Genomic DNA, 23,827 nt, shown 5'->3' with positions numbered 1-23,827 from the left:
ACCGTGGACCATCCCGCAAAACCGCGCGATCTGTTTCAGCCCGACAGTTTCCTACGGCCTGTACGAAGTGCTGGACACGCCGGAAGAATGCTGGGCCGCGAAGGGTGAAAAGTATCTGTTTGCGGACGATCTGGCGGCTGACACGCTGGCCAAGGCGCGTCTGGAAGACAGCATGTACACCCGCGTCCGCGATGTGACCGGTGACGAACTGTCCGCGATGATCTTTGCCCACCCGCTGAATGGCGCGGCCGAGGCGAACGGCGAATGGGATTTCGACGTGCCGATGCTGCCGGGCGATCACGTGACCGCCGATGCCGGTACAGGCTTCGTCCACACGGCACCAAGCCACGGCGATGACGACTATGCCATCGGCATCAAGCACGGTCTGGAAATGACCTATAACCTTGGTGACGACAGCGCCTATCGCGATGACCTGCCGTTTTTTGCGGGCCTCAAGGTCTATGACCACAAGGGCAAGCCGGGCAAAGCGAACCAGGCCGTTATGGCCAAACTGGTTGAGGTTGGCCGCCTTCTGGCCCGTCAGCGCATCACCATTTCGGACGCGCACAGCTGGCGCTCCAAAGCTCCGGTCATCCGTCTGAACCGCCCACAGTGGTTCGCCTCGATCGACCGCGAGGTTGGCGACGGCAATGACACCTACGGCAAAACAATCCGCGAACGCGCCCTGACCAGCATCGACAAGCTGGTGAAATGGACACCGCAGACCGGCCGCAACCGCCTGTATTCCATGATCGAAGCGCGTCCTGACTGGGTTCTGTCCCGTCAGCGCGCGTGGGGTGTGCCGCTGACATGCTTCACCAAGAAAGGCGCACAGCCGACCGATCCCGATTACCTGCTGCGCGATGAAGCCGTGAACGCCCGCATCCTTGCCGCGTTCGAGGCCGAAGGCGCGGATGCATGGTACGTGGAAGGCGCGAAAGAACGCTTCCTTGGCAACGACTACAACGTCGATGACTGGGATCAGGTGTTTGACGTTCTGGACGTGTGGTTCGACTCGGGCTCGACCCACGCATTCGTTCTGCGCGACCGCGAGGATGGCTCGGACGATGGTCTGGCCGATCTCTATCTGGAAGGCACCGACCAGCACCGTGGGTGGTTCCATTCCTCGATGCTGCAAAGCTGCGGCACACAAGGCCGCGCGCCCTATCGCGGGGTTCTGACCCACGGCTTTACGCTGGACGAGAAGGGCAACAAGATGTCCAAATCGGTCGGCAACACCGTCGCGCCCGAGGATGTGACCAAGCAATACGGCGCCGATATCCTGCGCCTTTGGGTGGCTCAGGCCGACTACACCGCTGACCTGCGGATCGGTCCGGAAATCCTGAAAGGCGTGGCAGACAGCTACCGCCGCCTGCGCAACACCATGCGCTATATGCTGGGTGCGGTGTCGCATTTCAGCGAAGCGGATCGTGTGGAGCCTGCGGATATGCCCGAACTGGAACGCTGGGTGCTGCACCGTCTGGCGGAACTGGATGAGGTCGTGCGCGCAGGCTATGACGCCTATGACTTCCAAGGTGTGTTCCAGCAGCTTTTCAACTTTGCGACCGTGGAACTGTCGGCCTTCTACTTCGACATCCGCAAGGACGCGCTTTATTGCGACGGCGACACAGCCCGCCGCCGTGCGGCCCGCACCGTGATGGACATCCTGTTCCACCGCCTGACCACATGGCTGGCACCGGTTCTGGTGTTCACCATGGAAGAGGTCTGGCTGGAACGGTTCGGCGGCGATGACGCATCGGTCCACCTGCAGGACATCCCCGAAACGCCCGCATCGTGGAAGAACGCGGAACTGGCAGCGAAATGGTCCAAGGTCCGTTCGGCCCGCCGCGTTGTCACGTCCGCGCTTGAGGTGCAGCGCGTGAACAAGGTGATCGGCGCGTCGCTGGAAGCGGCCCCTGTGGTCTATGTCAGTGATCCCGCAACCTTGGCGGCACTGAAGGACGTAGCGTTTGAGGATGTCTGCATCACATCGGGCCTGACCCTGACGGATGACGCCGCGCCCGAAGATGCCTACCGCATGGCCGAGGTCGCAGACATCGCCGTGGTCTTTGCCGAGGCCGAGGGCGAGAAATGTCAGCGCTGCTGGAAAATCCTGCCGGACGTTGGCACGCACACCCACAAAGGCACCTGCGCCCGCTGTGACGAGGCGCTGGCGTAACTGCCTTAAGTTCAAAGAAGAGTTTGCCGCCGGGGTCCCTGCCCTGGCGGTTTTCTTTTAGGATTTGGGCTGACGTTAAATGTCGGCTATGAGCCCAACTTGACCGATGCTGCGGGACGAACGATTGTCGGCTCACACTATCCGGTTCTTTTTGCAGAGAGTTGTGGCAAAACGTATGGAAAATCCAGCGGAGGCACAAAAGTCGAGTCTCAAATCTTGGGCTTACGCTATCTTCATTTGGGTATTCCTGTGCGTTTGGATGAGCGGAATGACCGCGGGTCTCATGGCCGGAGCGTGTAGAAATGATCGATACGACGGTCTCAAGAAGCTTCGGTTCTGCAACATTTCACTCGTCGCTGGTGCTTGGATGGATTTATCTTCTCTCGAACGAGCTAAGAGGAGTGCGATCGAACTCGAAAAAGGGATCGCGTTGTCCCAGATGGGAGAACCAGAAAAAGCGGTCGAAGCATTTGAGAAAGCATTGCGCGATGCACGAGCAAAGTCGGGCCCGTGGGAAACGAGCCTCCATCGACGTATGGTTCAAATGGAAGACCGAAACACCCTTGGGCTGTGGGTGTCAGTGGTCGAAGCCGCCAAATAGGTGACCTGAGGAGCTTGGGTGATTTCCAAAGCCGCCATTGGTGCCTTCGCAGCGAAAGGGCGCTTCGTCCCGCAAACCTGACCTAAGCGATCTCTTGCTCAAAAAGAAATTCCCCCTCCACCCCTCGCGGGATGTGGACGGCGGCGCTTGAGGTGCTTAGGTTAAGGCCAGCATGAAAGAGAGCGCATGACGGACACGCCCAAGTATCAGGTTCTGGCCCGCAAATACCGCCCCGAGACCTTTGCCGACCTTGTCGGACAGGATGCGATGGTGCGCACCCTGAAGAACGCGTTCGAGGCGGATCGCATCGCGCAGGCCTTTGTGATGACCGGCATTCGCGGCACCGGCAAAACCACCACGGCACGCATCATTGCCAAGGGCATGAACTGTGTCGGCCCTGACGGAAACGGTGGCCCCACGACGGACCCGTGCGGTCAGTGCGAACCATGCCGCGCCATTATGGAAGGCCGCCACGTCGACGTGATGGAGATGGACGCCGCCTCTAACACCTCGGTCAACGATATCCGCGAGATCATCGACTCGGTCCATTACCGCGCGGCCTCGGCCCGTTATAAGATCTACATCATCGACGAAGTTCACATGCTGTCGACCAGTGCGTTCAACGCGCTGCTGAAGACGCTTGAGGAACCGCCCGCCCATGTGAAGTTCATCTTTGCCACCACGGAAATCCGCAAGGTTCCCGTGACAGTGCTGTCGCGCTGTCAGCGGTTCGACCTGCGCCGGATTGAGCCCGAGGTGATGGTGGGTCTTTTGCGCAAGATCGCGACATCCGAGGGCGCCGAGATCAGCGATGATGCCTTGGCCCTGATCACCCGCGCGGCGGAAGGATCGGCGCGGGATGCGACCTCGCTTCTGGATCAGGCGATTTCCCACGGTGCTGGCGAAACGACCGCCGAACAGGTGCGCGCGATGCTGGGCCTTGCGGACCGGTCGCGCGTTATGGATCTGTTCGAGATGATCATGCGGGGTGATGCCGCTGCGGCCCTGACCGAGATCGGCGCGCAATATGCCGACGGCGCTGACCCGCTGGCCGTACTGCGCGATCTGGCCGAGATCACCCACTGGATTTCCGTGGTCAAGATCACGCCCGATGCAGCCGAAGACCCGACGATCAGCCCGGACGAGCGCAACCGTGGTCAGGAACTGGCGCAACAGTTGGGCATGCGCCCGCTGACGCGGATGTGGCAGATGCTGCTGAAAGCCTTGGACGAGGTCAGCCAAGCGCCGAACGCGATGATGGCTGCTGAAATGGCCGTGATCCGTCTGACCCATGTGGCCGAGATGCCCTCGCCCGAAGACCTAGTGCGCAAGCTGCAGGATACGCCCCCGCCGCCAATGCCGCCATCAGGTGGTGGTGCGCCGATGGGTATGGGCGGTGGCAGCACCAACGCCATGTCGTCGGCCCCTGCGCCAACACATCGCGGCCCTTCTGGCCCTAGCGCATCGCTGGGCGGTGGTGGCGCGCAAGCGGTGCAAGCCGTGGCACAAGATCAGGCGCTGGCCCGCTACCCGACGTTCGAACACGTTCTGGAACTGATCCGCACCAACCGCGACGTAAAACTGCTGGTCGAGGTAGAAGGCGGCGTGCGTCTGGCGGCCTATCAACCGGGCCGGATCGAATTCACACCCGCGGAAGAGGCGCAGCCCGATCTGGCACAGCGCCTTGGATCGGCCCTGCAGCGCTGGACGGGCAATCGCTGGGGCGTCAGCGTGGTCAACGGCTGCGACGCCCCGACGATCACCGAAAAGAAAGACGCCGCAAAACAGGCGCTGCGCGACGAGGCCGCTGAACACCCTCTGGTCAGGGCCGTGTTCGACGCCTTCCCCAAAGCGAAGATCACTGAAATCCGCAGCGCCACCGATATTGCCAACGAAGTGCAGGCCGAAGCGCTGCAAGAAGTTGAAGATGAATGGGATCCGTTCGAAGACGGCTGAGGCCCTTCGCGGATTCTGACAACCCAAAGAACGGAGAAGAACGATGCTCAAAGGACTTGGCGGGCTGGGTGGTCTTGGTGACATGACCAAGATGATGAAAGCGGCGCAGGAAATGCAGGGCAAGATGGCCCAGCTGCAGGAAGACATGCACTCGATCATGGTCGAGGGCGAGGCCGGTGCCGGTCTGGTCAAGGCGACCTGCACGGCCAAAGGTGAATTGAAGACGCTGGACATCGATCCGTCGATCTTCAACGGCGACGACAAGGAAGTGGTCGAGGACCTGATCCTTGCCGCGATCAAGGATGCCCAGCAGCGCGCGCAGGAACGTGCCAAGGAAGAAATGGGCAAACTGGCCGAGTCGATGGGCCTGCCCAAAGACATGAACCTGCCCTTCTGATCCTGAACGGACATGTCCGGCCGCAATGACATTGATGCGCTGATCGACCTGATGGCGCGCCTGCCGGGGCTTGGGCCCCGCTCGGCGCGTCGTGCGGTGCTGCATCTGATCCGCAAACGGGCGTTGTTGCTGACGCCCCTGTCGGACCTGATGCAGACCGTGGCGGCCACTGCGCGCGAATGTCTGAATTGCGGCAACGTCGGCACCGGCGATATCTGCGAGATTTGCTCCAACGACGCCCGCGCCAACGGGCTACTGTGTGTGGTCGAGGATGTGGCCGACCTGTGGGCGATGGAGCGCTCGGGCACCTTCAAGGGCCGCTACCATGTGCTAGGCGGCACGCTGTCTGCGCTCGACAGCATCGGGCCGGACGAATTGCGCATCCCCAAATTGATCGACCGCGTCACGTCCGAGGAAATCACCGAAGTGATCCTTGCCCTGAACGCCACGGTCGATGGGCAAACCACGGCCCATTACATCGCCGACCAGCTTGAAGGCCGCGTCGCGCTGTCGTCGCTGGCCCAAGGTGTGCCCATTGGCGGCGAGCTGGATTATCTGGACGACGGCACCATCAGCGCGGCGCTGACCGCGCGCAAACGGCTATAGACGGAGACCCCAATGAGCGTGTTTGACGAAGACCTGTTCCTGAAAGGACTAGAGCAACGCAAGGCCACGCTGGGCGCGGAATACGTCGAGAAGAACATGGCCGCCGCGGATGAGTTCACACGGCCTTTCCAAGAGGCGATGACAGCGTGGTGCTGGGGCTTTGGCTGGGGCGACGATGTGATCGACGCCAAGACACGGTCGATGATGAACCTGTCGATGATCGGGGCCTTGGGGAAGATGACCGAATGGGAACTGCACTGCCGAGGCGCGCTGAACAACGGCGTCACACCGGAAGAGCTCCGCGCGATCATACACATCATAGGCATCTACTGCGGCGTCCCCCAAGCACTGGATTGCTTTCGGGCGGCGAAGAGGGTTTTGGAGAGCTTTCCGAGCCAGAAAAGTATGCCCCGAAAATAACAAATATCGGCCAGCATATTTGGTTCAGTCATAATTAATCGATTTCTAAATGCGTTAACTCAATCTTTGCCTACATTGAAATTCTTATCTAATTTTGCACAAATTATTTTTGCACCAATCGCCAAAGACGACGTCAGTCGTGCGACAAAAAAGCTTAGCAGTTTCAATCATTTGCTTAACTTCCAAAGGTGTCTTCGTCGCGGAGATTTCCCCATGAGCAATAGAATTTCTAGTATCTACGATTTGGTCTAAATTGTTAACCGTAGTCTGAGCATTATGTCCGAGGCTCCTATAGAAATCTCTTCTGAACTTCTCATAACCAAATCTTCCAAAGTAGGAAGCAACTTTGCTGAAAGACGGATTGGAGAATCCTTTGTTAAAGGCCCTCGAAGACACTGGGGCTGGCAAAGAATCTACATTCGCCCAAATCTCTGTTTCGACGTCGACGAATGACTGAACATGTTGAGCAATCTTGTCTGGTTGCGAACTGTTTCGAATTGCTTCAATTTTTTCTTTCGAAACATGGTAAAAAAACTGGGGTGCCAATCTACTCCTACACACGGCTTTGGTATGGATAGAGTCAAGCGCATGCTCTCCCAGTTCCTTTACATATGCCTCGATGTGGCTCGATAGCAGTACGACAGCGCCTCTACATAGGGCGCTGATTTCAGAGCTGCGCCTGAAGGAGTCTCTAGAACGCTCAAATTTTGCGGCCTGCTTTCTAAGAAGTTCGACCTCCTCTAACCGCAGCGCAAAATCCCCATAAACATGGGTATATCTTCCCATTACAATCCGATCTCAGCCATTGTCTGATTCCACATTGCGAATCTTTTCTCAGTTCGACTTTTGTGATCAACAGAGCGGCTTATCAAATCTTGAAAGTCTTCATCGGCCATTATTGTCGAAAAGGCGTTATTGAAATCCGTGAACTTTTGCTCCGCAACCTCCAAATCTACGCTAGCGGCAGTTTTCATAATGAGATCGAATAATGCTCGATTGATAGCCTTTGATTCGGGACGACGGAAACAACGAGATGGCTCAAACCAAACGAGTGCAACTGACAGCGCCTCATTCCAAATCTGCCTAAGGTCAGAGATTTCTTCTTCACTCAGTTTTCGTCCTTTTCTTGCCGCTGTGTTTAACCAATTTTTCAAAGGCGTCTTGTAAGTCGCAAGAGATTGAGTGTGAAAAGCAAAAAAACGTAAAATCATTTCCTCATCTGCGAGACGCTTATCTGGTTTCTTCCGACCTCGAATAGCCAACCAACTTTCACCATATGAAAGCTCGGCGAGAAGATTATTTAGGGAGCCGCGAGAAACACAGTTTCTGAGTTCTTGCGCATTTAAAGGCATGGTGCTGGTATTCAAACGCTCGAAAACGTCAAATTTGATTTCTGGGTGAGAGTCATTTTTGATTACGACACACCGCAGCGTATGTGTCGTTAGCTTTCGTTGTTCTTTGCTCGGAAGCTCAAAGAAACGCAAGCCATTGAACTCTGTCAAAGCTTCAAGCCCTTGAAGTTTAAATTGATTTTCGACAAACCTATATAGGGAAAATATCCTTTGTTGGCCATCAATAACGTCAAGTTCACAATCTTCATTTTCGGAAAGGTAGCAGGGCGGAATCGGCACGTTCAAAAGAACGGACTCTACAAGTCGCGAAGCAAGTTTGTCATGCCAAACATACTGCCGTTGGAAATTCGGCCGGTCGCTTAACGGCCGTAAGAATAGAATTTTTCGATGCACCTGCCCAACTATTGAATCAATGCTCAAATCATACGGCTGAGTAACCACCTTCCGATCTCGCAGGGGAATGGCGTCGGGATCAGGCTCGTCGCTCAAATCCAATTCGTAAAACGGTTTTTCAGTGATCATTTCAGCCCTCATCAACTCGACAGAATGCTACGGCATTTTGTTCGGCTTGTCATCGATTTAGCAAGGCATAAACTGCTTTCAAACAGGCCATGCCCTTCCATTAAAGTCGCCAGATCGGACCGCATTTTCACATAGTAGATACGTCTCGCTGACTCAGTGCACCAACATAAAAAAAAACCCGCCAAACTGGCGGGTTTTTCTGTCTCACTGACCTGACGATCAATTGTCGTCTTCGTCCTCGTCGCTCCCACCGTCCGGCAGGTTGAAGAACGAATCCGCGTCTGCGAAGTCTTTTTCGTCCTCGGTGTCCTCATCCTCACCACGGGGATCGGACAGGCTGAAGGTTTCCAGACCTTCCATCGACGACGGCATGCGCGGTTCTGCGTCCATGCCAAGGCTCTGTTCTGTCGACACCAGCTTGCGGCGTTCGTCGTCGTTCATCACAGCGCCCGCTTTCTTGGACGCCTTCTGGATCGCCGCGTCCAGTTCGGACTGGCGGCAGAGGCCCAGAGCAACCGGATCGATGGGCTGGATGTTGGCGATGTTCCAGTGTGTGCGTTCGCGGATCGCCTGAATGGTCGGCTTGGTTGTGCCCACCAGTTTGGAGATCTGACCGTCGCTCAGTTCGGGGTGGAACTTGACCAGCCACAGGATCGACGCGGGGCGGTCCTGACGTTTGGACAGCGGCGTGTAGCGCGGGCCACGGCGTTTGTCTTCGTCATGGGCGGCGGGGTTGAACTTCAGCTTCAGTTTGACCAGCGGGTCTTTCTCGGCCTTGTCGATGTTATCCTGATCCAGCTGGTTGTTGGCAACGGGGTCAAAGCCCTTAACACCGGTGGCGACGTCGCCGTCGGCGATGCCCTGCACCTCAAGTTCGTGCATGCCGACGAAATCGGCGATCTGTTTGAAGGTCAGCGTGGTATTGTCCACCAGCCAGACCGCAGTGGCCTTGGGATGCAACAGCTTGGCCATGTTATATCTCCTTAGACATATCTTTTCCGGCTCCTGGGTTTCTGGCCCGAGGAGGTCTCGGCTGGTCCGAGACAGGTTTCCGTTGTAGGGGAACTTGAGCCCTATATAGGGATCATTGGATCAAGAGGAAAGTGAAAATGCGATTGCTGGGTGCGCTTCTTGTGGCGGCAGGGTTGATGCAGGCGGATGTGGCGCAGGCCGATGGGGAACGGTCGGGCGCGTTTGATTACTATGTGATGTCGCTCAGCTGGTCGCCCACGTGGTGTGTGCTGGAGGGCGATGATCGCGGATCGCCGCAGTGCGATGATGATCGGGATGCCGGTTGGATCCTGCACGGGCTTTGGCCGCAGTACCATCAGGGCTGGCCTGCCTATTGCCCGACGAACGAGCGCAATCCGTCCCGCAGTCAGACAGAGGCGATGGCAGATATCATGGGCACGTCCGGTCTGGCGTGGCATCAGTGGAAGAAACACGGGGTGTGTTCGGGGCTGTCGTCGACCGAATATTACGATCTGTCGCGGCAGGCATTTGCGACGGTGAACCTGCCCGAGGTATTTGAAAAGCTGACAAAATCCGTGACAGTGCCCGCCTCGGTGATCGAACAGGCTTTTCTTGAGGCCAATCCGGACCTGGAGCCCGACATGGTGACGATCACCTGCCGGTCCGGACGTATCCAAGAGGCCCGTGTCTGCCTGTCCAAAGATCTGGAACCGGTACCCTGCGGTCGCGATGTGGTCAAAGACTGCACGCTGAATGACGCGCTGCTAGATCCGATCCGCTGATCGTCAATCACACGTCAGCGCGGCATCCAAAGCGCCGCGCTGCCATGGGCCGATGTCATTTGCGCTAATGCGACCACCGCGAAGCGTCACGGCCAGAACGCGCGACCAACGGGCATCTGCGACGATCATCTCGGGGCCCTGCCCGCAATCACGAATGCCACCGGGGATATCTGCCCAGCCGATCTGGTGATTGGTCACACCGGGATAATCCACCACCGGTTCGAGATTCGCACCCTCACCGGTCGGAACAAACCGCCAAATACGCAGTGTCTTTGCCAGATGCGGCCGGTCGATATAGGCGATCTCGAACAGCCCGTCGCCATCCAGATCCGCCGCGCCCACAGGGGCGAGCCAACGAAAGCGCGTTCCGATAAACGGCGTTGCAGCGCGAAGGGCCAAGGCGCCGTCCACCAGCCCCCAAACGGACAGACGCGCGCCGAAGTCTTCGTGGCTTTCGACCACAACCACCTCGGGCGACCCATCACTATCAAGATCGATGACACGGGGCGCTTCATCCTCGAACACGAGGGGCCGGTCCCAACGGGCAGACATTGAACGCCCGTCCGACAGACCAACCACCAAAGTGTCGTGTTCAATCGCATCCCCAAGCGCGCCATGAGGATAGCGCGTGGTCGGCCCGTCATAACGGGCCGACACGATCTGTTGCGCCACACCTGCCACGGGCATGGCCAGCCACAGGCACACCGCTGTCAGCGCGCCGCGGGCGCAACCGCCCCAAAAGCGCTTAGGCTGACGCGGCGCTTGGCCCATCGTTTAGATTTGCTTTTCGGGCATATTGACGACAAGCCCGTCCAGCTCGTCCGTCACTTTGATCTGGCAGGTCAGACGCGACCGCGCCGGATCGGGCTGGTAGGCGAAGTCCAGCATGTCTTCTTCCATGTCGTCCTTGGCAGGCAGCTTTTCGACCCACTCGGGAGCGACATAGACATGGCATGTGGAACAGGCACAGGCACCGCCGCAATCGGCTTCGATGCCGGGAATGTTGTTGTCCCGTGCACCTTCCATGACGGTCATGCCGTTTTTGACATCGACCACATGTTCGGTCCCGTTGAATTCCACATAGGTAATTTTGGCCATCTGCGAGCTCCCTAAAACTTGTTGCACCCTAGGTAGCCAAGCCCGCCCGCCAATTCCAGAGCAGAACTGACCTTTGCTTGAGCATGTTCTTTATATGTTCTATAAAAGTCCCTGATGCAGATCATTTCTTCAACATCCGGCACAACGAATACGGACTGGCCACGGCCACCGTCCTGCCTGCGCGCCTGCGACCTGCACCTGCCGCCCATAGGCGCACGGGTGGCTGTGGCGGGGCTGGTGATCCTGCGCCAGCGTCCCGGTACGGCAAACGGGGTGATCTTTATCACGCTCGAAGATGAAACAGGTGTCGTGAACATCGTGGTCTGGCGCGCGCTTTACGAACGCTTCCGTCGCGCCGTCATCGCAGGCCGTATGCTCAAGGTCACAGGCCGCATGCAGCGCGAAGCCTCTGTCACCCACATCATCGCAGAAGAGATCGAAGATATCTCGCATCTGCTGGACCGCTTGGTTGATCCGTCTGATCCACTTTCGCGGGGCACAAAAATCGGCTAATGTCCTGCGCGAACAAGACCTAACAACAGGCAGAGCAGGCATGACAGGACGATCCGCCCTCTTTCCGGCGCTACTGATCGCTTTGGCGGCGTGCACCCCCGTAGACACCTCACCCGAGGCGCCTGCCCCCCAATTCACCACCCAGAAAGCCGAAGACGGCAGCTGCTGGGGCACGGTCGTCATTCCGGCGGTTTACGAACAGGTCCCCGGTCAGGTGCAGGTCGTGCAGGCGCAGGTCGATGAAAACGGCACAATCATCCAGCCGCCGATCTATCGCAACGCCACCGTCCCGAAAGAGGTGCGCCCGCGCCGCGAAGAACGCTTTCCGGCCCCCTGCCCCGATCAGATCACGCCCGAGTTCATCGCCTCGATCCAGCGCGCGCTGCTCGCACGCGGCTACTATCGCGGCGGCGTAACCAGCCGTTTCGATGAACCCACACTAAATGCCATCCTGCGCTTTCAATCCGAACGCGGGTTGAAAAGCAGCCAGATCTCGCTCGACAGCGCCCGTGAACTGGGCCTCGCCGCCGTTGACCTGAACTGATCCAAGTATTTTCTTTCCCCAAATACCTTGGGGGAATTGGCCAAAGGCCAAGGGGGCAAAGCCCCAATGAAAAACACCCGCCTGATCAGACGGGGGTTTTCAATTTCACGTCCTGAAAGATCAGTTCTCTTCGATCCCCAGCGCAACAAAGCGCGGGTCGCCAGACCGGCGGACCAACAGCAGGATCGACTTGCGTCCGGCCTCACGTGCCTCGGCGATCTTCTCTTCAAACTCATCAAAGCTTTTGATCGGGCTTTGCCCCGCTTCGGTGATCAGATCGCCAGCACGCAGACCTTTTTCAAAGGCTTCGCTGTCTTCATCGACGACCGTCACAACCAGACCCTCGGCATTATCGCCAAGTGAGTACTCCTCGGTCAGTTCGTCGGTCACAGCACTCAGGGACAAGCCAAGCAGATCAAGCGTTTCGGGCGCGGCTTCTTCCTCAGGCTCGGTCGGACCTGTCGGAACAGAGCTGCTCTCGGCCTCTTCACGACGGCCCAGCGTCACCATGATCGTCTCGGTCTGACCTTCGCGGTTCACAACCACACGCACGGCTTTGCCGACCTCGGTGTTGCCGACCTGACGGACAAGACCACGTGTATCGGCCACATCGGCACCGTCGAATTTCAGGATGACGTCACCGGACAGCAGGCCAGCGTCCTTGGCTGGACCATCGGGCACATCGGTGATCAGCGCGCCAGCGGTGCCTTCAAGGCCCATTGCTTCGGCCACATCCTCTGTCACGTCCTGAATGCGCACACCCAGCCATCCACGGCGCGTTTCACCGTATTTCTGCAACTGGTCGACCACACGAACCACAACGTTGGACGCCATGGAAAAACCGATCCCGATCGAGCCGCCCGTGGGCGACAGGATCGCTGTGTTCACGCCGATCACATCGCCATCCATGTTGAACAAGGGACCGCCCGAGTTGCCGCGGTTGATCGCGGCGTCGGTCTGGATGTAGTCGTCATAGCTGCCCGACAGCGCGCGGTTGCGGGCCGAAACGATACCTGCGGACACAGAAAAGCCCTGCCCCAGCGGGTTGCCCATGGCCATAACCCAGTCACCGACGCGGGCTGTGTTGCTGTCGCCGAAGGACACGAATTTCAGCGGGGTTTCCGCCTCGACCTTCAAGAGCGCGATGTCTGTTGTCGGGTCAGTGCCCACAAGCTTTGCCGGCAGCGAGAAACCTTCGAAAAATTCGATCTCGATCTCATCCGCGCCTTCGATGACGTGGTTGTTTGTGACAATGAAGCCATCTTCCGAGATCACAAATCCCGATCCCAGCGCCGACGACCGCCGCGGTTGGTCGCCCTCGGGTCCGTTGCGGTTCTGGAAGTCGCGGAAGAAATCTTCGAACGGCGATCCGTCGGGCACGATGCCCTGCGGCCCCATACGGCCAGCAACCGTTGTCGAAGTGGTGATGTTCACCACCGACGGGCTGATGGTTTCCGCCAGATCGGCAAAACTTTCAGGCGCACCCCGCGCCGAAGCCATCAGGGTTTGCGCCAGAATAAGAAACACCGACAAGGTCGAGATCCAGAACAAGCGCAGCGGTGTAACTGTGTCGCGGGTCATAGAGATAGCTTGGGACTTCAAAGGGTGCTCCTCTGTATTCAAATCGGGCGGTTATGATCCGCCATCTTAATGATCTTGCAGTGAAGATAGGCTCAAATTCTGAACACTCAAAGACTGTTTCAGCAAATAAAGCGGTTGTGACTATCGAAAAACGGGAATTCCGGTCGCCTAAAGTGCGATCCAGAGAATGGTCACGCCGGTGACTGCGGTCAAAAGGCCCAAAGTCCTGCGTGTTTCCAAAGACATGGATGCCAGCGCCTCAAGCATACGCTCGACAAGCGAAGGGGCCAGCGCATAGGCCAGCCCCTCGATAATCAATGCGCCTGCGATCAAAATAAGGATCACATTGACGGTCATGATCAGTTCGATGCCTCATTCGCAGGTGCATCAGCCGGTGCTTCCAGTTGCTGGCGCGCATCATCCGGAAGATCGGGCGACGTGCCAGCCTCGGGCGCCATATTGCGCAGCGTCTCGATATCCAAATCGATTTCTTCCACTGCGCTCAGGCCATCAGCACGAACCGCACCGAACAGAGGTGCGACCAGTTCGCTGTCAGGCGAGATGACCATGGTCGAGTTGCTTTGCTGCAGAGTGCGTTCCAGCGTGGACAGGGACCGGTAGAAGGCGAAGAATTCAGGATTGCCCCCAAACGCTTCGGCATAAACGCGGTTCCGTTCCGCGTCCGCTTCACCGCGGATCACGTCAGCGTCACGGTTCGCGGTCGACGTGGTTTCCACCACGGTACGATCTGCTGCCGCGCGCACACGCTGGGCCGCTTCGTTACCACGGGCGATTTCGTCCGCCGCTTCACGTTCACGTTCCGCACGCATACGGGCGAATGTCGCATCGAGGTTCTGACGCGGCAGGTTGGTCTGCTTCAGACGAACGTCGACGATCTGCAGGCCAAGGCTTTCTGCCTCGGTCCGTGCCTGATTGCGGATGCGCAGGGCCAGATCGCGGCGTTCGGACGACAGGATCGTATCCGATGTCACCTGATCGGCACCCAGTACCTCGCGGATTTGGGCGTTCAGGATGGACGACAGACGGTCTTCTGCGGCACGGATGCCACCAACGCCAACAGCCTGACGGAACTGAACAACGTCAGAAATCCGGTAGCGGGCGAAGGCGTCAACAACCAGTCGACGGTCATCAGATGGCGTAACTTCGATCGTATCAGTATCCAGCGACAGGATACGGTCGTCGTACTTGACCACTTCCTGAATGAACGGGATTTTGAAGCCGAGGCCCGGTTCTTCACGCACCTGTTTGATCTGACCAAACTGCAGAACCAGCGCCTTTTCACGCTCGTCTACAATGAACAGCGCCGAGAGCGCGCCAACGACGGCCACAAAGGCCACGATAAGTGCAAGAGTTGCTCCACGCATCAGTTCGACCCTCCACGGCGAAGTTCATTGAGGGGAAGGTACGGCAGAACACCGCCCTCAGAGCTGTCATCCAGAATGATCTTGTCGACGTCACCTAGGGTGCGTTCGATCGTTTCCAGATACAGACGGCGCTGGGTGACTTCCGGTGCTTGGTTGAATTCCTTGGCAACAGACACAAAGCGCGATGCCTCACCGATCGCTTCGTTGACGACCTGCGCACGGTAGGCTTCCGCCTCTTCCAGTGTCTGCGCCGCAGAACCACGGGCCTCGGCCAGAACGCGGTTTGCGTAGGCGTCGGCTTCGCGCTGCAGACGGTCACGTTCCTGTTCAGCTGCCTGAACTTCGCGGAAGGCGTCGATAACCTCGGCCGGCGGGTCAGCACGATCAAGGTTCACACGAACCACGGTGATACCCGAGTCGTATTCGTCCAGCGTTTCCTGAATATTCTGCATTGCTGTATCGGCGATCAGACCACGGTCGCGGTTCAGGATCGGCGCAAGGTTCGATGCCGCGATGATTTCGCGCATGACCGATTCAGAAACCGCCTGAACGGTCAGTTCAGGGTCACGGATGTTGAACAGCAGTTTCGCAGGATTGCTTATGTTCCAGACGACCTGGAAATCGATATCCACGATGTTCGCATCTGTGGTCAGCATCAGACCATCAGAGCTGCTACCACGACCGGAACCGATGTTTTCGGTCCGTTCAGAGGTCGTATTGATGACGTCGTATGTTACGAAAGGCCAAGGCGCAAAGTTCAGACCCGGTTGACCGGTTGAGCTGTATTCGCCAAGGAACAGCTCTACAGACTGTTCTTCGGGACGCACTGTGTAGAAACTGGAAAACGCCCAGACCGCCACAGCCGCGAGAGCGAACAGGCCGAACGATCCGGCCGAGAAGCCGGAACCACCGCCATTCGAACCGCCAGAGTTGCCGCCGCCTTTGCCGGCGCGGCCACCCATCAGGACACGCAGTTGTTCCTGACCTTTTTTCACAAGCTCGTCGATCTCTGGAATCTGGCCCTGGTTGTTGTCGGGGCCACGTCCGCCGCCGCCTTGTGGGCGCTGCGGGCCATTGCCGCCGCCTGATCCACCGCCGCCCCAGGGGCCGCCGTTATTGCCTGCCATGTATCCTCATCCCTTTTTCAAGTTCCAAGCGTTCCCTCATAGCTGTGGGGAGAGAACGAAATTTCAAGCGGTGCGCACCGGATTCCGCATTGTCACGATTTCCTCGGACATCGTGGGGTGAACCGCTACGGTTCTATCGAAATCCTCTTTGGTGGCACCCATTTTAATCGCAATACCCGCAAGCTGGATCATCTCGCCCGCGTTGGGCGCGACGATATGACAACCCAGAACCTTGCGCGTTTCTTTCGAAACAATCAGCTTCATCAATACGCGATCCGGCTTGCCAACGAAAGCGCTCTGCATCGGGCGGAAAGAGGTGCTGTATACCTCGATCTCTTCCTGTTCGCGCGCGGCTTCCTCGGACAGACCAACTGTGCCCATTTCCGGCTGTGTGAAAACAGCCGAAGGGATCAATTCGTGATCCACAGGTGTCGGGTTGCCTTTGAACACGGTTTCCACAAAAGCCATGCCTTCACGGATGGCGACCGGCGTCAGGTTTACGCGGTCGGTCACATCACCGATGGCATAAATGGATGGCACCGATGTCTGGCTGTATTCGTCGACCACAACCTCGCCCTTGCGGCCAAGTTTCACGCCGACTTCTTCAAGGCCCAGGCCGTCTGTGTTGGGTTTGCGGCCCGTTGCGAATAGGACCGTATCAAACACCTTGGTTTTGCCATTCGTGGCTTTGACGAAGATCGGGCCCTTTTGTTCGGTCTGCTCTTCTGCCTGACCGGACAACCCACTATCGCCGATGGCGCCCGGCGTGCTGTGCACAGGCGCGCCCATGCCAGCGTCATCCGCACCTGCGATTTCCTCGGGCGTGGCGCAGCGCATTTCAACGATGTCGGCACCCAGATGCAGATCGATGCCGCGTTCGGTCATCTGGTCGGCGATCAGACCCCGTGCTTCGTCATCGAAACCGCGCAGGATCTGCGCACCGCGATAGTATTGCGTCACCTCGACGCCCAGACCGTGCAGGATGCAGGCGAATTCACAAGCGATATAGCCGCCGCCGATGATCAGGATCGACTTGGGAAGTTTTTCCAGATGGAAGATATCGTCCGACACCATGCCCAGATTGGCATTCTTGGTTTCGGGACGCACAGGGCGTCCGCCAACCGCAACCAGAATGTGTTTGGCCGTTTTGACTTCACCAGTCGACAGTTGGACGGTGTGCGCATCCTTGACCGTCGCGCGGGCATCAAACGTGTCCACGTTCGAACCGGCCAGCAGCTTGCGGTAGACGCCTTCAAGACGGTCCAGCTCTTCGTTCAGCTTGCCCGAGAATTTGGTCCAGTCGAAATCACCACGAGTGACCTCCCAGCCGTAGCCGCCGGCGTCGGTGCAGATGTCGGCATATTCCGACGCGAACACCATCAGCTTTTTGGGAACGCACCCGCGGATCACGCAGGTGCCGCCGTAACGGCTTTCTTCGGCCAGAGCGACCTTTGCGCCGGTTTCGCCAGCAGCCACACGCGCAGCACGCACGCCACCAGAGCCACCACCGATTACGAAAAGGTCATAGTCGAATTCAGCCATAAACTCAGTCTCCGAGGTCCTTGAACAGGTTATCGCTTTCTTCAAACAGCATTTGGTCTGTCGTCACGGTGCCTGCATTGATGTCACGGGTTTCCACCTTGCCGTCAGCAAAGCCGATAACCACGCGATCACAGATATCTATGAACAACCCGTTTTCAACCACCCCGGGGATTTGGTTTAGAACAAGCGCCAACTGACGGGCATTGCCGATGCGGCCCAAGTGCAGGTCAAGGATGTGGTTGCCTTCGTCCGTCACGAACGGTTTTGCGCCGTTCATACGCAGGGTGCTTTTGCGGCCCATGACGTCCATGCTGACCAGCGTTTCTTCCACAAGGCTCTGGCTGGTCTGCCAGCCAAAAGGAATAACCTCGATCGGCAGGGGGAAGTTGCCAAGGGTCTGAACCTCTTTCGCGGCGTCCGCGATCACGACCATCTGATCAGAGGCCGTAGCCACGATCTTTTCCTGCAACAGCGCACCGCCGCCGCCCTTAATCAGGTTCAGGTCCTTGTCGAATTCGTCTGCGCCATCGATGGTCAGGTCTAGCCACTTGGCTTCATCCAGCGAAATCACTTCGATGCCCAGTTCGCGTGCCAGATCGGCTGTGCGGGTCGATGTGGGCACACCACGGAATCGGATGCCCTCTTCTTCCATACGCTCGGCAAGGCAGCGCACCAGCCATGCGGCGGTGGATCCGGTCCCGAGACCGACTTTCATGCCGTCTTCGACAAAGCCCGCCGCTTGCTTGGCAGCTACGAATTTGGCGCGATCAATTGGGGAAAGCTCTCCGGTCATGGTATCCTCTTACATGGCAGCGCCGCCCTTATAGGCCGCACCGCGCCATGGTGCGAGAGGCAATCCACCCGAAAACCGGTCTGATTGACGCGCAGAGCCTGTCTTGGGCTGTTCCTGCGCACCGATATGTCGCTTTCGCCATATTGCCCGGTTGAAAACCTTCTAGTCTGAGGCGAATCCTAAGACCGGACAAATACAGGCGCACCCATGTTTCTTTCCGTATTCGATATGTTCAAAATCGGCGTTGGCCCGTCGTCTTCCCACACAATGGGGCCGATGGTGGCAGCGGCGCGGTTTCTGGATCGGATGCGTCAGGTCAGCTTTACGGTGAATGCCGTTCGCGGATCGCTGCACGGGTCTTTGGCCTTCACAGGTGTCGGCCATGCGACCGACCGCGCGGTGATCCTTGGGTTGGCGGGGTTTCTGCCCGACACGTTTGACGCGGAAGCCGCAGAAAAGGCGATGGCCGAGCTGCGGGCGACCTGCACCCTGCGCCCCGAAGGTCTACCCGAACTGCACTTCGATCCGTCCAAAGACCTGCGGTTTGATTATGATCGTGCCTTGCCCGGCCACGCCAACGGCATGATCCTTGAGGCGCTGGATGCCCAGGGCGACGTGGTTTTGCAGGAAACCTACTATTCGATTGGCGGCGGCTTCGTTCTGACCGAAGCGGAACTGGCGCAAGGCTGCGACACAGACGATGGCCCTGCCGTGCCCTTCCCGTTCAAAACCGGCGCGGAAATGCTGGAAATGGCCAAGGCATCCGGCAAATCCATCGCGCAGATGAAACGCGCCAACGAACTGTCCCGCGCGCCTTCGGCCAAGGTTGAACAGGGGGTCGAGCGTATCTGGCAGGTTATGGAGGATTGCATTGATCGCGGCCTGACCACCGACGGCACTTTGCCCGGTGGTCTGAATGTGAAGCGCCGCGCGAAGGCAATTCACGACGCGCTGCAGGCGGAACGCGGCAACAACATGATGGCGCCCCATACGATCAACGACTGGATGAGCGCCTACGCCATGGCCGTGAACGAGGAAAACGCCGCTGGCGGTCAAGTTGTGACGGCCCCCACCAATGGCGCGGCGGGCGTGGTCCCTTCTGTCATCCGCTATTGGCTGGATCACGTGCCGGATGCGACACGCAGCAGGTTGCCGGATTTCCTGCTGACGGCGGCGGCGATTGGTGGGTTGGTGAAGTACAACGCCTCTATTTCGGGTGCCGAAGCGGGCTGTCAGGCCGAGGTTGGCAGCGCATCCGCAATGGCCGCCGCGGGGCTGTGTGCTGTTATGGGCGGCACGCCCGAACAGATCGAAAACGCCGCCGAAATCGCGCTGGAACATCATCTGGGCATGACCTGCGATCCGGTGAAAGGATTGGTTCAGGTGCCCTGTATCGAACGCAATGGTTTGGGCGCGGTCAAAGCGGTTTCTGCCGCCAGTCTGGCGTTAAGGGGCGACGGCACGCATCTGGTCCCGCTGGACGCCTGCATCGAAACCATGCGGCAGGTCGGCGCGGATATGTCCGAGAAGTATAAAGAAACATCGCTCGGCGGTTTGGCCGTCAATGTGCCCAATTGCTGATCTGACCCCACATAAATCGCCGTAGACCAAACCTGTGTCCCTTTGACACGGCCACAGACCCGCCCTAACCTGCGAAAAACCGTTTAAGGTTAAACGATTGAACTGGGAGGGTTCAGCCATGGCCACACGCAAGAAAACCTCTGCCCCCACGGCGGATGCGGATGAGCTGCTGAAATACTATCGCGACATGCTGCTAATCCGCCGGTTCGAGGAAAAAGCAGGTCAGCTGTATGGCATGGGCCTGATTGGCGGTTTCTGTCACCTATATATCGGTCAAGAGGCCGTGGTTGTCGGCATCGAAGCCGTCGCGCGCAAGAACGACAAACGCCTGACATCCTACCGTGACCACGGCCATATGCTGGCCTGCGGCATGGACCCCAAGGGCGTTATGGCCGAACTGACGGGCCGCGAAGGTGGCTATTCCAACGGCAAAGGCGGCTCGATGCATATGTTCAGCCGCGAAAAGCATTTCTACGGCGGCCATGGCATTGTCGGCGCACAGGTGCCCATTGGTGCAGGCTTGGCATTCTCGGACAAATACCGTGGCGAACATAACGTGACCTTCTGCTACTTCGGCGATGGCGCAGCCAATCAGGGCCAGGTCTATGAGACCTACAACATGGCCGAACTGTGGGACCTGCCGGTGATCTTCGTCATCGAAAACAACCAATACGCCATGGGCACCAGCGTGAAGCGGTCGACCAAATCCAAGTCGCTGTTCGAACGCGGCCGCGCCTACGGCATTGAAGGCGAAGAAGTGGACGGCATGGACGTCCTCGCCGTGCGCGATGCGGCCGAAAAGGCGACACTCCACTGCCGCGCAGGCAAAGGCCCCTACATTCTGGAAATCAAAACCTATCGCTATCGCGGCCACTCCATGTCCGATCCGGCGAAATACCGCACCCGCGAAGAGGTGCAGAAAATGCGCGATGAACGGGACCCGATCGATCACGTCCGCCAGATGCTGCTCGAGGCGAAATCAGCGACCGAGGACGATCTGAAAGCCATCGACAAGGAAATTAAATCCATCGTCAACGAAGCCGCCGATTTCGCCCGCGAAAGCCCCGAACCCGATCCGGCGGAACTTTGGACAGATATCTACGCGCAGGTGGAGGGTTAAGACCATGACAACAGAAATCCTGATGCCCGCCCTGTCGCCCACGATGGAAGAAGGCACGCTCGCCAAATGGTTGGTCAAAGAAGGCGACACCGTCGCCGCGGGTGATGTGATTGCCGAGATCGAAACAGACAAAGCCACGATGGAATTCGAAGCGGTTGACGAAGGCCGCGTTGGCAAAATTCTGGTGCCCGCTGGAACGGCGAACGTGAAGGTGAACACTCCCATCGCGATCCTCGCAGAAGAAGGCGAAACGATCGAGGTTAGCGCCACGCCCGTGGCCACGGCGCCAGCGGCGCAGGCCACAGCAGAGGCCAAGGCGGCCCCCGCAGGGGGCTCCGCGAACTCTGCACCCGCCGCACCGCAGCCAGACAGAACACCGGATTGGCCCGAGGGCACCAGGACCCGCTCCATGACCGTCCGCGAAGCGATCCGCGACGCCATGGCCGAAGAAATGCGCCGCGACGGCGATGTCTTCCTGATGGGCGAAGAAGTGGCGGAATACCAAGGCGCCTACAAAATCTCGCAAGGTCTTTTGGACGAATTCGGCAGCAAACGGGTGATCGACACGCCCATCACCGAACACGGCTTTGCAGGCCTCGCGGTCGGAGCGGCATTCGGTGGCCTGCGCCCCATCGTCGAATTCATGACCTTCAACTTCGCCATGCAGGCCATGGACCAGATCGTCAACTCGGCCGCCAAAACGCTCTATATGTCCGGTGGTCAGATGGGCTGTCCCATCGTCTTCCGCGGCCCCAACGGTGCGGCGGCCCGCGTCGCGGCCCAGCACAGTCAGGACTACGCCGCATGGTACGCCCATGTTCCGGGCCTGAAGGTCGTCATGCCCTACTCGGCCTCCGACGCCAAAGGCCTGATGAAAACCGCCATTCGCGATCCGAACCCTGTGATCTTTCTTGAAAACGAAATCCTTTACGGGCGCAGCTTTGACGTGCCGGTGATGGACGACTTCACAATTCCCTTCGGCAAGGCCCGCGTTTGGCGCGAAGGCACCGACGTCACCATCGTCAGCTTCGGCATCGGTATGACCTATGCTTTGGAAGCGGCCGATGCGCTCGCACAAGACGGCATCAGCGCCGAGGTCATCGACCTGCGCACCCTGCGCCCCATCGACACCGCAACCGTGATTGAAAGCGTCAAGAAAACCAACCGGTGCATTACCGTCGAAGAAGGCTGGCCTGTCGCCTCGATCGGCAACCATATCTCGGCCGTTCTGATGCAAGAGGCCTTCGATTACCTCGACGCACCGGTCGTCAACTTGACCGGCAAGGACGTCCCCATGCCCTACGCCGCGAACCTTGAGAAACTGGCGCTGGTCACCACGCCCGAGGTCATCGCCGCAGCCAAACAGGTCTGCTACCGATGACACCGCTCGCCCACTTCCGGACCGCCCCCACCCAAGAGGTGCCCCATGCCGATTGAAATCCTGATGCCCGCCCTGTCCCCCACGATGGAGGAAGGCACGCTGGCAAAATGGCTGGTGAAAGAAGGCGACACCGTCCAATCCGGTGATGTCATCGCCGAGATTGAAACCGACAAAGCGACCATGGAATTTGAAGCCGTGGACGAAGGTAAAATCGGCAAAATTCTGATCGCTGAAGGTACCGGAAACGTGAAGGTCAACACGCCCATCGCGATCCTGCTGGAAGATGGCGAAACCGCCGACGATCTGGGCGCGACGCCCGTGGCCACGGCGCCAGCGGCGCAGGCCACAGCGGGCGACAAGGCGGTGTCCGAAGGACACCCCGCGAAGCCCGCGCCTGCCGCCCCTGCCACAGACGCTGGCGACCGGATTTTCGCGACCCCACTGGCGCGCCGGCTGGCTTCGGAAAAAGGTCTCGACCTTGCGCAGATCTCAGGCTCTGGTCCTCGCGGGCGCATCACCAAGGCTGATGTTTTGAAGGCCGATGGCGCTGGCACAGCTGTTGCCGCCCCTGCCCCTGCCGCAGAACCAATGCCCGTAGCACCGCGCCCCATGGCACCGTCCGTTTCGTCCGATCCCATTACAAAAATCTACGCGGACCGCGAAACCACCGAGGTGCCTCTCGACAACATGCGCCGCACCATTGCGGAGCGGTTGACGGAAGCCAAACAAACCGTCCCGCATTTCTATCTGCGCCGATCAGTTGAAATCGACACGCTGCTGGAAGCCCGCGCCAAGATGAACGCCAAGCTGGCGGCACGGGGCGTGAAACTGTCAGTCAACGACTTTATTATCAAAGCCTGCGCTATGGCGCTGCAAGAGGTGCCGGATGCCAACGCGATTTGGGCAGGTGATCGTATCTTGCGGCTGAAACCGTCGGACGTCGCCGTCGCAGTGGCCATTGAAGGCGGGCTCTTTACACCCGTTCTTCGGGATGCAGAGACCCAAAGCCTGTCGTCCCTTTCCAGCCAGATGAAAGATTTGGCAGCGCGCGCGCGTGACAAAAAATTGGCCCCCCATGAATATCAGGGCGGCAGCTTTGCGATTTCCAACTTGGGCATGTTCGGCATCGAAAACTTCGACGCGGTCATCAACCCGCCCCACGGCGCCATCCTTGCCGTCGGCGCGGGGATCAAGAAGCCTGTCGTACGCGACAGCGGTGACGTCGCTGTCGCGACGGTTATGTCCATGACCCTGTCGGTAGATCACCGCGTTATCGACGGTGCCCTTGGCGCGCAGCTTCTCAGCGCGATTTGTGATAATCTGGAAAATCCGGTTTCAATGTTGGCCTGAACGGCCAACATTTTCCAACCATCAA

At 58.5% G+C, this 23,827-nt stretch carries 24 protein-coding genes; 13 read left to right on the top strand and 11 right to left on the bottom strand.

Going from position 1 to position 23,827, the window contains the following annotated elements; genetic code table 11:
* From AC4FIA_RS17235 to AC4FIA_RS17210, 6 genes are all read left to right on the top strand, one after another.
* On the top strand, positions 1 to 2,179 hold a 2,179-nt coding region (locus tag AC4FIA_RS17235), incomplete at its 5' end, for an isoleucine--tRNA ligase (RefSeq protein ID WP_490366855.1).
* A gap of 163 nt (positions 2,180 to 2,342) precedes the next feature.
* Entirely contained in the window at positions 2,343 to 2,780 is a 438-nt protein-coding gene (locus AC4FIA_RS17230; protein WP_490366854.1) for a tetratricopeptide repeat protein, read from the top strand.
* Between the two features lie 186 nt (positions 2,781 to 2,966).
* Complete coding sequence (locus AC4FIA_RS17225) at positions 2,967 to 4,736, top strand: DNA polymerase III subunit gamma/tau (protein WP_490366853.1); 1,770 nt, start codon at positions 2,967 to 2,969, stop codon at positions 4,734 to 4,736.
* 43 nt (positions 4,737 to 4,779) lie between these two features.
* Positions 4,780 to 5,133, top strand: coding sequence for a YbaB/EbfC family nucleoid-associated protein (locus tag AC4FIA_RS17220; RefSeq protein WP_103911007.1), 354 nt, complete (start codon positions 4,780 to 4,782; stop codon positions 5,131 to 5,133).
* Between the two features lie 12 nt (positions 5,134 to 5,145).
* The gene (recR, locus tag AC4FIA_RS17215) at positions 5,146 to 5,739 is read left to right on the top strand and encodes a recombination mediator RecR (protein WP_103911006.1); all 594 of its coding nucleotides are present in this window, start codon (positions 5,146 to 5,148) and stop codon (positions 5,737 to 5,739) included.
* Between the two features lie 12 nt (positions 5,740 to 5,751).
* Entirely contained in the window at positions 5,752 to 6,159 is a 408-nt protein-coding gene (locus AC4FIA_RS17210; RefSeq protein ID WP_490366852.1) for a carboxymuconolactone decarboxylase family protein, read from the top strand.
* 84 nt (positions 6,160 to 6,243) lie between these two features.
* Here the strand turns inward: AC4FIA_RS17210 and AC4FIA_RS17205 are convergent, their stop codons facing one another.
* From AC4FIA_RS17205 to AC4FIA_RS17195, 3 genes are all read right to left on the bottom strand, one after another.
* Positions 6,244 to 6,945 carry an MAE_28990/MAE_18760 family HEPN-like nuclease gene (locus tag AC4FIA_RS17205; protein WP_490366851.1) on the bottom strand — a complete coding sequence of 234 codons (702 nt, stop codon included), beginning with the start codon at positions 6,943 to 6,945 and terminating at the stop codon, positions 6,244 to 6,246.
* A complete protein-coding gene (locus tag AC4FIA_RS17200) occupies positions 6,945 to 8,033 on the bottom strand; it encodes a DUF262 domain-containing protein (protein WP_490366850.1) in 1,089 nt (362 codons plus the stop codon). The genes AC4FIA_RS17205 and AC4FIA_RS17200 overlap by 1 nt, the downstream gene beginning before the upstream one ends.
* Positions 8,034 to 8,252: 219 nt before the next feature.
* Positions 8,253 to 9,005 (bottom strand): DUF1013 domain-containing protein, encoded by a 753-nt coding sequence (locus AC4FIA_RS17195; protein ID WP_490366849.1) that lies wholly within the window; start codon positions 9,003 to 9,005, stop codon positions 8,253 to 8,255.
* Positions 9,006 to 9,142: 137 nt separating this feature from the next.
* On the opposite strand from AC4FIA_RS17195, the gene AC4FIA_RS17190 reads away from it, so the two are divergent.
* Positions 9,143 to 9,787: a ribonuclease T2 family protein gene (locus AC4FIA_RS17190; RefSeq protein ID WP_490366848.1), complete on the top strand. Its 645-nt coding sequence runs from the start codon at positions 9,143 to 9,145 to the stop codon at positions 9,785 to 9,787.
* 3 nt (positions 9,788 to 9,790) lie between these two features.
* Here the strand turns inward: AC4FIA_RS17190 and AC4FIA_RS17185 are convergent, their stop codons facing one another.
* Positions 9,791 to 10,558, bottom strand: coding sequence for an FG-GAP repeat domain-containing protein (locus AC4FIA_RS17185; RefSeq protein WP_353801491.1), 768 nt, complete (start codon positions 10,556 to 10,558; stop codon positions 9,791 to 9,793).
* 3 nt (positions 10,559 to 10,561) lie between these two features.
* Positions 10,562 to 10,885 carry a 2Fe-2S iron-sulfur cluster-binding protein gene (locus AC4FIA_RS17180; RefSeq protein ID WP_103911001.1) on the bottom strand — a complete coding sequence of 108 codons (324 nt, stop codon included), beginning with the start codon at positions 10,883 to 10,885 and terminating at the stop codon, positions 10,562 to 10,564.
* Positions 10,886 to 10,999: 114 nt separating this feature from the next.
* On the opposite strand from AC4FIA_RS17180, the gene AC4FIA_RS17175 reads away from it, so the two are divergent.
* Positions 11,000 to 11,398 carry an OB-fold nucleic acid binding domain-containing protein gene (locus AC4FIA_RS17175; RefSeq protein ID WP_490366847.1) on the top strand — a complete coding sequence of 133 codons (399 nt, stop codon included), beginning with the start codon at positions 11,000 to 11,002 and terminating at the stop codon, positions 11,396 to 11,398.
* Positions 11,399 to 11,438: 40 nt separating this feature from the next.
* Positions 11,439 to 11,942: a peptidoglycan-binding domain-containing protein gene (locus AC4FIA_RS17170; protein ID WP_490366846.1), complete on the top strand. Its 504-nt coding sequence runs from the start codon at positions 11,439 to 11,441 to the stop codon at positions 11,940 to 11,942.
* 120 nt (positions 11,943 to 12,062) lie between these two features.
* On the opposite strand, the gene AC4FIA_RS17165 is transcribed toward AC4FIA_RS17170, so the two are convergent.
* The 6 genes from AC4FIA_RS17165 to rpiA all read right to left on the bottom strand — a co-directional run bounded on the left by AC4FIA_RS17165 (position 12,063) and on the right by rpiA (position 18,370).
* Positions 12,063 to 13,523 (bottom strand): Do family serine endopeptidase, encoded by a 1,461-nt coding sequence (locus AC4FIA_RS17165; RefSeq protein WP_490366845.1) that lies wholly within the window; start codon positions 13,521 to 13,523, stop codon positions 12,063 to 12,065.
* A gap of 168 nt (positions 13,524 to 13,691) precedes the next feature.
* Positions 13,692 to 13,880 carry a DUF2065 domain-containing protein gene (locus tag AC4FIA_RS17160; RefSeq protein ID WP_103910998.1) on the bottom strand — a complete coding sequence of 63 codons (189 nt, stop codon included), beginning with the start codon at positions 13,878 to 13,880 and terminating at the stop codon, positions 13,692 to 13,694.
* Positions 13,881 to 13,882: 2 nt separating this feature from the next.
* A complete protein-coding gene (gene hflC / locus AC4FIA_RS17155; protein WP_490366844.1) occupies positions 13,883 to 14,908 on the bottom strand; it encodes a protease modulator HflC in 1,026 nt (341 codons plus the stop codon).
* On the bottom strand, positions 14,908 to 16,035 hold the full coding sequence (hflK, locus tag AC4FIA_RS17150; RefSeq protein ID WP_490366843.1) for an FtsH protease activity modulator HflK: 1,128 nt from the start codon (positions 16,033 to 16,035) through the stop codon (positions 14,908 to 14,910). Before hflK ends, hflC begins: the two co-directional genes overlap by 1 nt.
* 63 nt (positions 16,036 to 16,098) lie before the next feature.
* Positions 16,099 to 17,577 carry an FAD-dependent oxidoreductase gene (locus tag AC4FIA_RS17145; RefSeq protein WP_490366842.1) on the bottom strand — a complete coding sequence of 493 codons (1,479 nt, stop codon included), beginning with the start codon at positions 17,575 to 17,577 and terminating at the stop codon, positions 16,099 to 16,101.
* Between the two features lie 4 nt (positions 17,578 to 17,581).
* Positions 17,582 to 18,370, bottom strand: a complete 789-nt coding sequence (gene rpiA, locus AC4FIA_RS17140) for a ribose-5-phosphate isomerase RpiA (RefSeq protein WP_103910994.1) — start codon at positions 18,368 to 18,370, stop codon at positions 17,582 to 17,584.
* Between the two features lie 207 nt (positions 18,371 to 18,577).
* Between rpiA and AC4FIA_RS17135 the strand changes: the two genes are divergently transcribed.
* From AC4FIA_RS17135 to AC4FIA_RS17120, 4 genes are all read left to right on the top strand, one after another.
* Complete coding sequence (locus tag AC4FIA_RS17135; protein ID WP_490366841.1) at positions 18,578 to 19,951, top strand: L-serine ammonia-lyase; 1,374 nt, start codon at positions 18,578 to 18,580, stop codon at positions 19,949 to 19,951.
* Positions 19,952 to 20,069: 118 nt separating this feature from the next.
* Positions 20,070 to 21,071: a pyruvate dehydrogenase (acetyl-transferring) E1 component subunit alpha gene (gene pdhA / locus AC4FIA_RS17130; RefSeq protein ID WP_490366840.1), complete on the top strand. Its 1,002-nt coding sequence runs from the start codon at positions 20,070 to 20,072 to the stop codon at positions 21,069 to 21,071.
* Between the two features lie 4 nt (positions 21,072 to 21,075).
* Complete coding sequence (locus AC4FIA_RS17125) at positions 21,076 to 22,452, top strand: pyruvate dehydrogenase complex E1 component subunit beta (RefSeq protein ID WP_490366839.1); 1,377 nt, start codon at positions 21,076 to 21,078, stop codon at positions 22,450 to 22,452.
* A gap of 45 nt (positions 22,453 to 22,497) precedes the next feature.
* Entirely contained in the window at positions 22,498 to 23,802 is a 1,305-nt protein-coding gene (locus AC4FIA_RS17120; RefSeq protein ID WP_490366838.1) for a pyruvate dehydrogenase complex dihydrolipoamide acetyltransferase, read from the top strand.
* Positions 23,803 to 23,827: the final 25 nt, after the last annotated feature.

The sequence above is a fragment of the Thalassococcus sp. genome (assembly GCF_982780845.1).
The sequence above is the reverse complement of the archived record's forward strand: the minus strand, read 5'-3'. Positions and strand labels throughout refer to the sequence as shown.

Excerpts from the sequence above, each read along its gene's own strand:
- recR (WP_103911006.1), top strand. The coding sequence starts at position 5,146 with ATGTCCGGCCGCAATGACATTGATGCGCTGATCGACCTGATGGCGCGC.
- AC4FIA_RS17160 (WP_103910998.1), bottom strand. The coding sequence starts at position 13,880 with ATGACCGTCAATGTGATCCTTATTTTGATCGCAGGCGCATTGATTATC.
- AC4FIA_RS17180 (WP_103911001.1), bottom strand. The coding sequence starts at position 10,885 with ATGGCCAAAATTACCTATGTGGAATTCAACGGGACCGAACATGTGGTC.
- AC4FIA_RS17195 (WP_490366849.1), bottom strand. The coding sequence starts at position 9,005 with ATGGCCAAGCTGTTGCATCCCAAGGCCACTGCGGTCTGGCTGGTGGAC.
- rpiA (WP_103910994.1), bottom strand. The coding sequence starts at position 18,370 with ATGACCGGAGAGCTTTCCCCAATTGATCGCGCCAAATTCGTAGCTGCC.
- pdhA (WP_490366840.1), top strand. The coding sequence starts at position 20,070 with ATGGCCACACGCAAGAAAACCTCTGCCCCCACGGCGGATGCGGATGAG.
- AC4FIA_RS17145 (WP_490366842.1), bottom strand. The coding sequence starts at position 17,577 with ATGGCTGAATTCGACTATGACCTTTTCGTAATCGGTGGTGGCTCTGGT.
- AC4FIA_RS17135 (WP_490366841.1), top strand. The coding sequence starts at position 18,578 with ATGTTTCTTTCCGTATTCGATATGTTCAAAATCGGCGTTGGCCCGTCG.
- AC4FIA_RS17190 (WP_490366848.1), top strand. The coding sequence starts at position 9,143 with ATGCGATTGCTGGGTGCGCTTCTTGTGGCGGCAGGGTTGATGCAGGCG.
- hflC (WP_490366844.1), bottom strand. The coding sequence starts at position 14,908 with ATGCGTGGAGCAACTCTTGCACTTATCGTGGCCTTTGTGGCCGTCGTT.
- AC4FIA_RS17200 (WP_490366850.1), bottom strand. The coding sequence starts at position 8,033 with ATGATCACTGAAAAACCGTTTTACGAATTGGATTTGAGCGACGAGCCT.
- AC4FIA_RS17170 (WP_490366846.1), top strand. The coding sequence starts at position 11,439 with ATGACAGGACGATCCGCCCTCTTTCCGGCGCTACTGATCGCTTTGGCG.
- AC4FIA_RS17120 (WP_490366838.1), top strand. The coding sequence starts at position 22,498 with ATGCCGATTGAAATCCTGATGCCCGCCCTGTCCCCCACGATGGAGGAA.
- AC4FIA_RS17210 (WP_490366852.1), top strand. The coding sequence starts at position 5,752 with ATGAGCGTGTTTGACGAAGACCTGTTCCTGAAAGGACTAGAGCAACGC.
- hflK (WP_490366843.1), bottom strand. The coding sequence starts at position 16,035 with ATGGCAGGCAATAACGGCGGCCCCTGGGGCGGCGGTGGATCAGGCGGC.
- AC4FIA_RS17205 (WP_490366851.1), bottom strand. The coding sequence starts at position 6,945 with ATGGGAAGATATACCCATGTTTATGGGGATTTTGCGCTGCGGTTAGAG.
- AC4FIA_RS17220 (WP_103911007.1), top strand. The coding sequence starts at position 4,780 with ATGCTCAAAGGACTTGGCGGGCTGGGTGGTCTTGGTGACATGACCAAG.
- AC4FIA_RS17175 (WP_490366847.1), top strand. The coding sequence starts at position 11,000 with ATGCAGATCATTTCTTCAACATCCGGCACAACGAATACGGACTGGCCA.
- AC4FIA_RS17185 (WP_353801491.1), bottom strand. The coding sequence starts at position 10,558 with ATGGGCCAAGCGCCGCGTCAGCCTAAGCGCTTTTGGGGCGGTTGCGCC.
- AC4FIA_RS17125 (WP_490366839.1), top strand. The coding sequence starts at position 21,076 with ATGACAACAGAAATCCTGATGCCCGCCCTGTCGCCCACGATGGAAGAA.
- AC4FIA_RS17165 (WP_490366845.1), bottom strand. The coding sequence starts at position 13,523 with ATGACCCGCGACACAGTTACACCGCTGCGCTTGTTCTGGATCTCGACC.
- AC4FIA_RS17225 (WP_490366853.1), top strand. The coding sequence starts at position 2,967 with ATGACGGACACGCCCAAGTATCAGGTTCTGGCCCGCAAATACCGCCCC.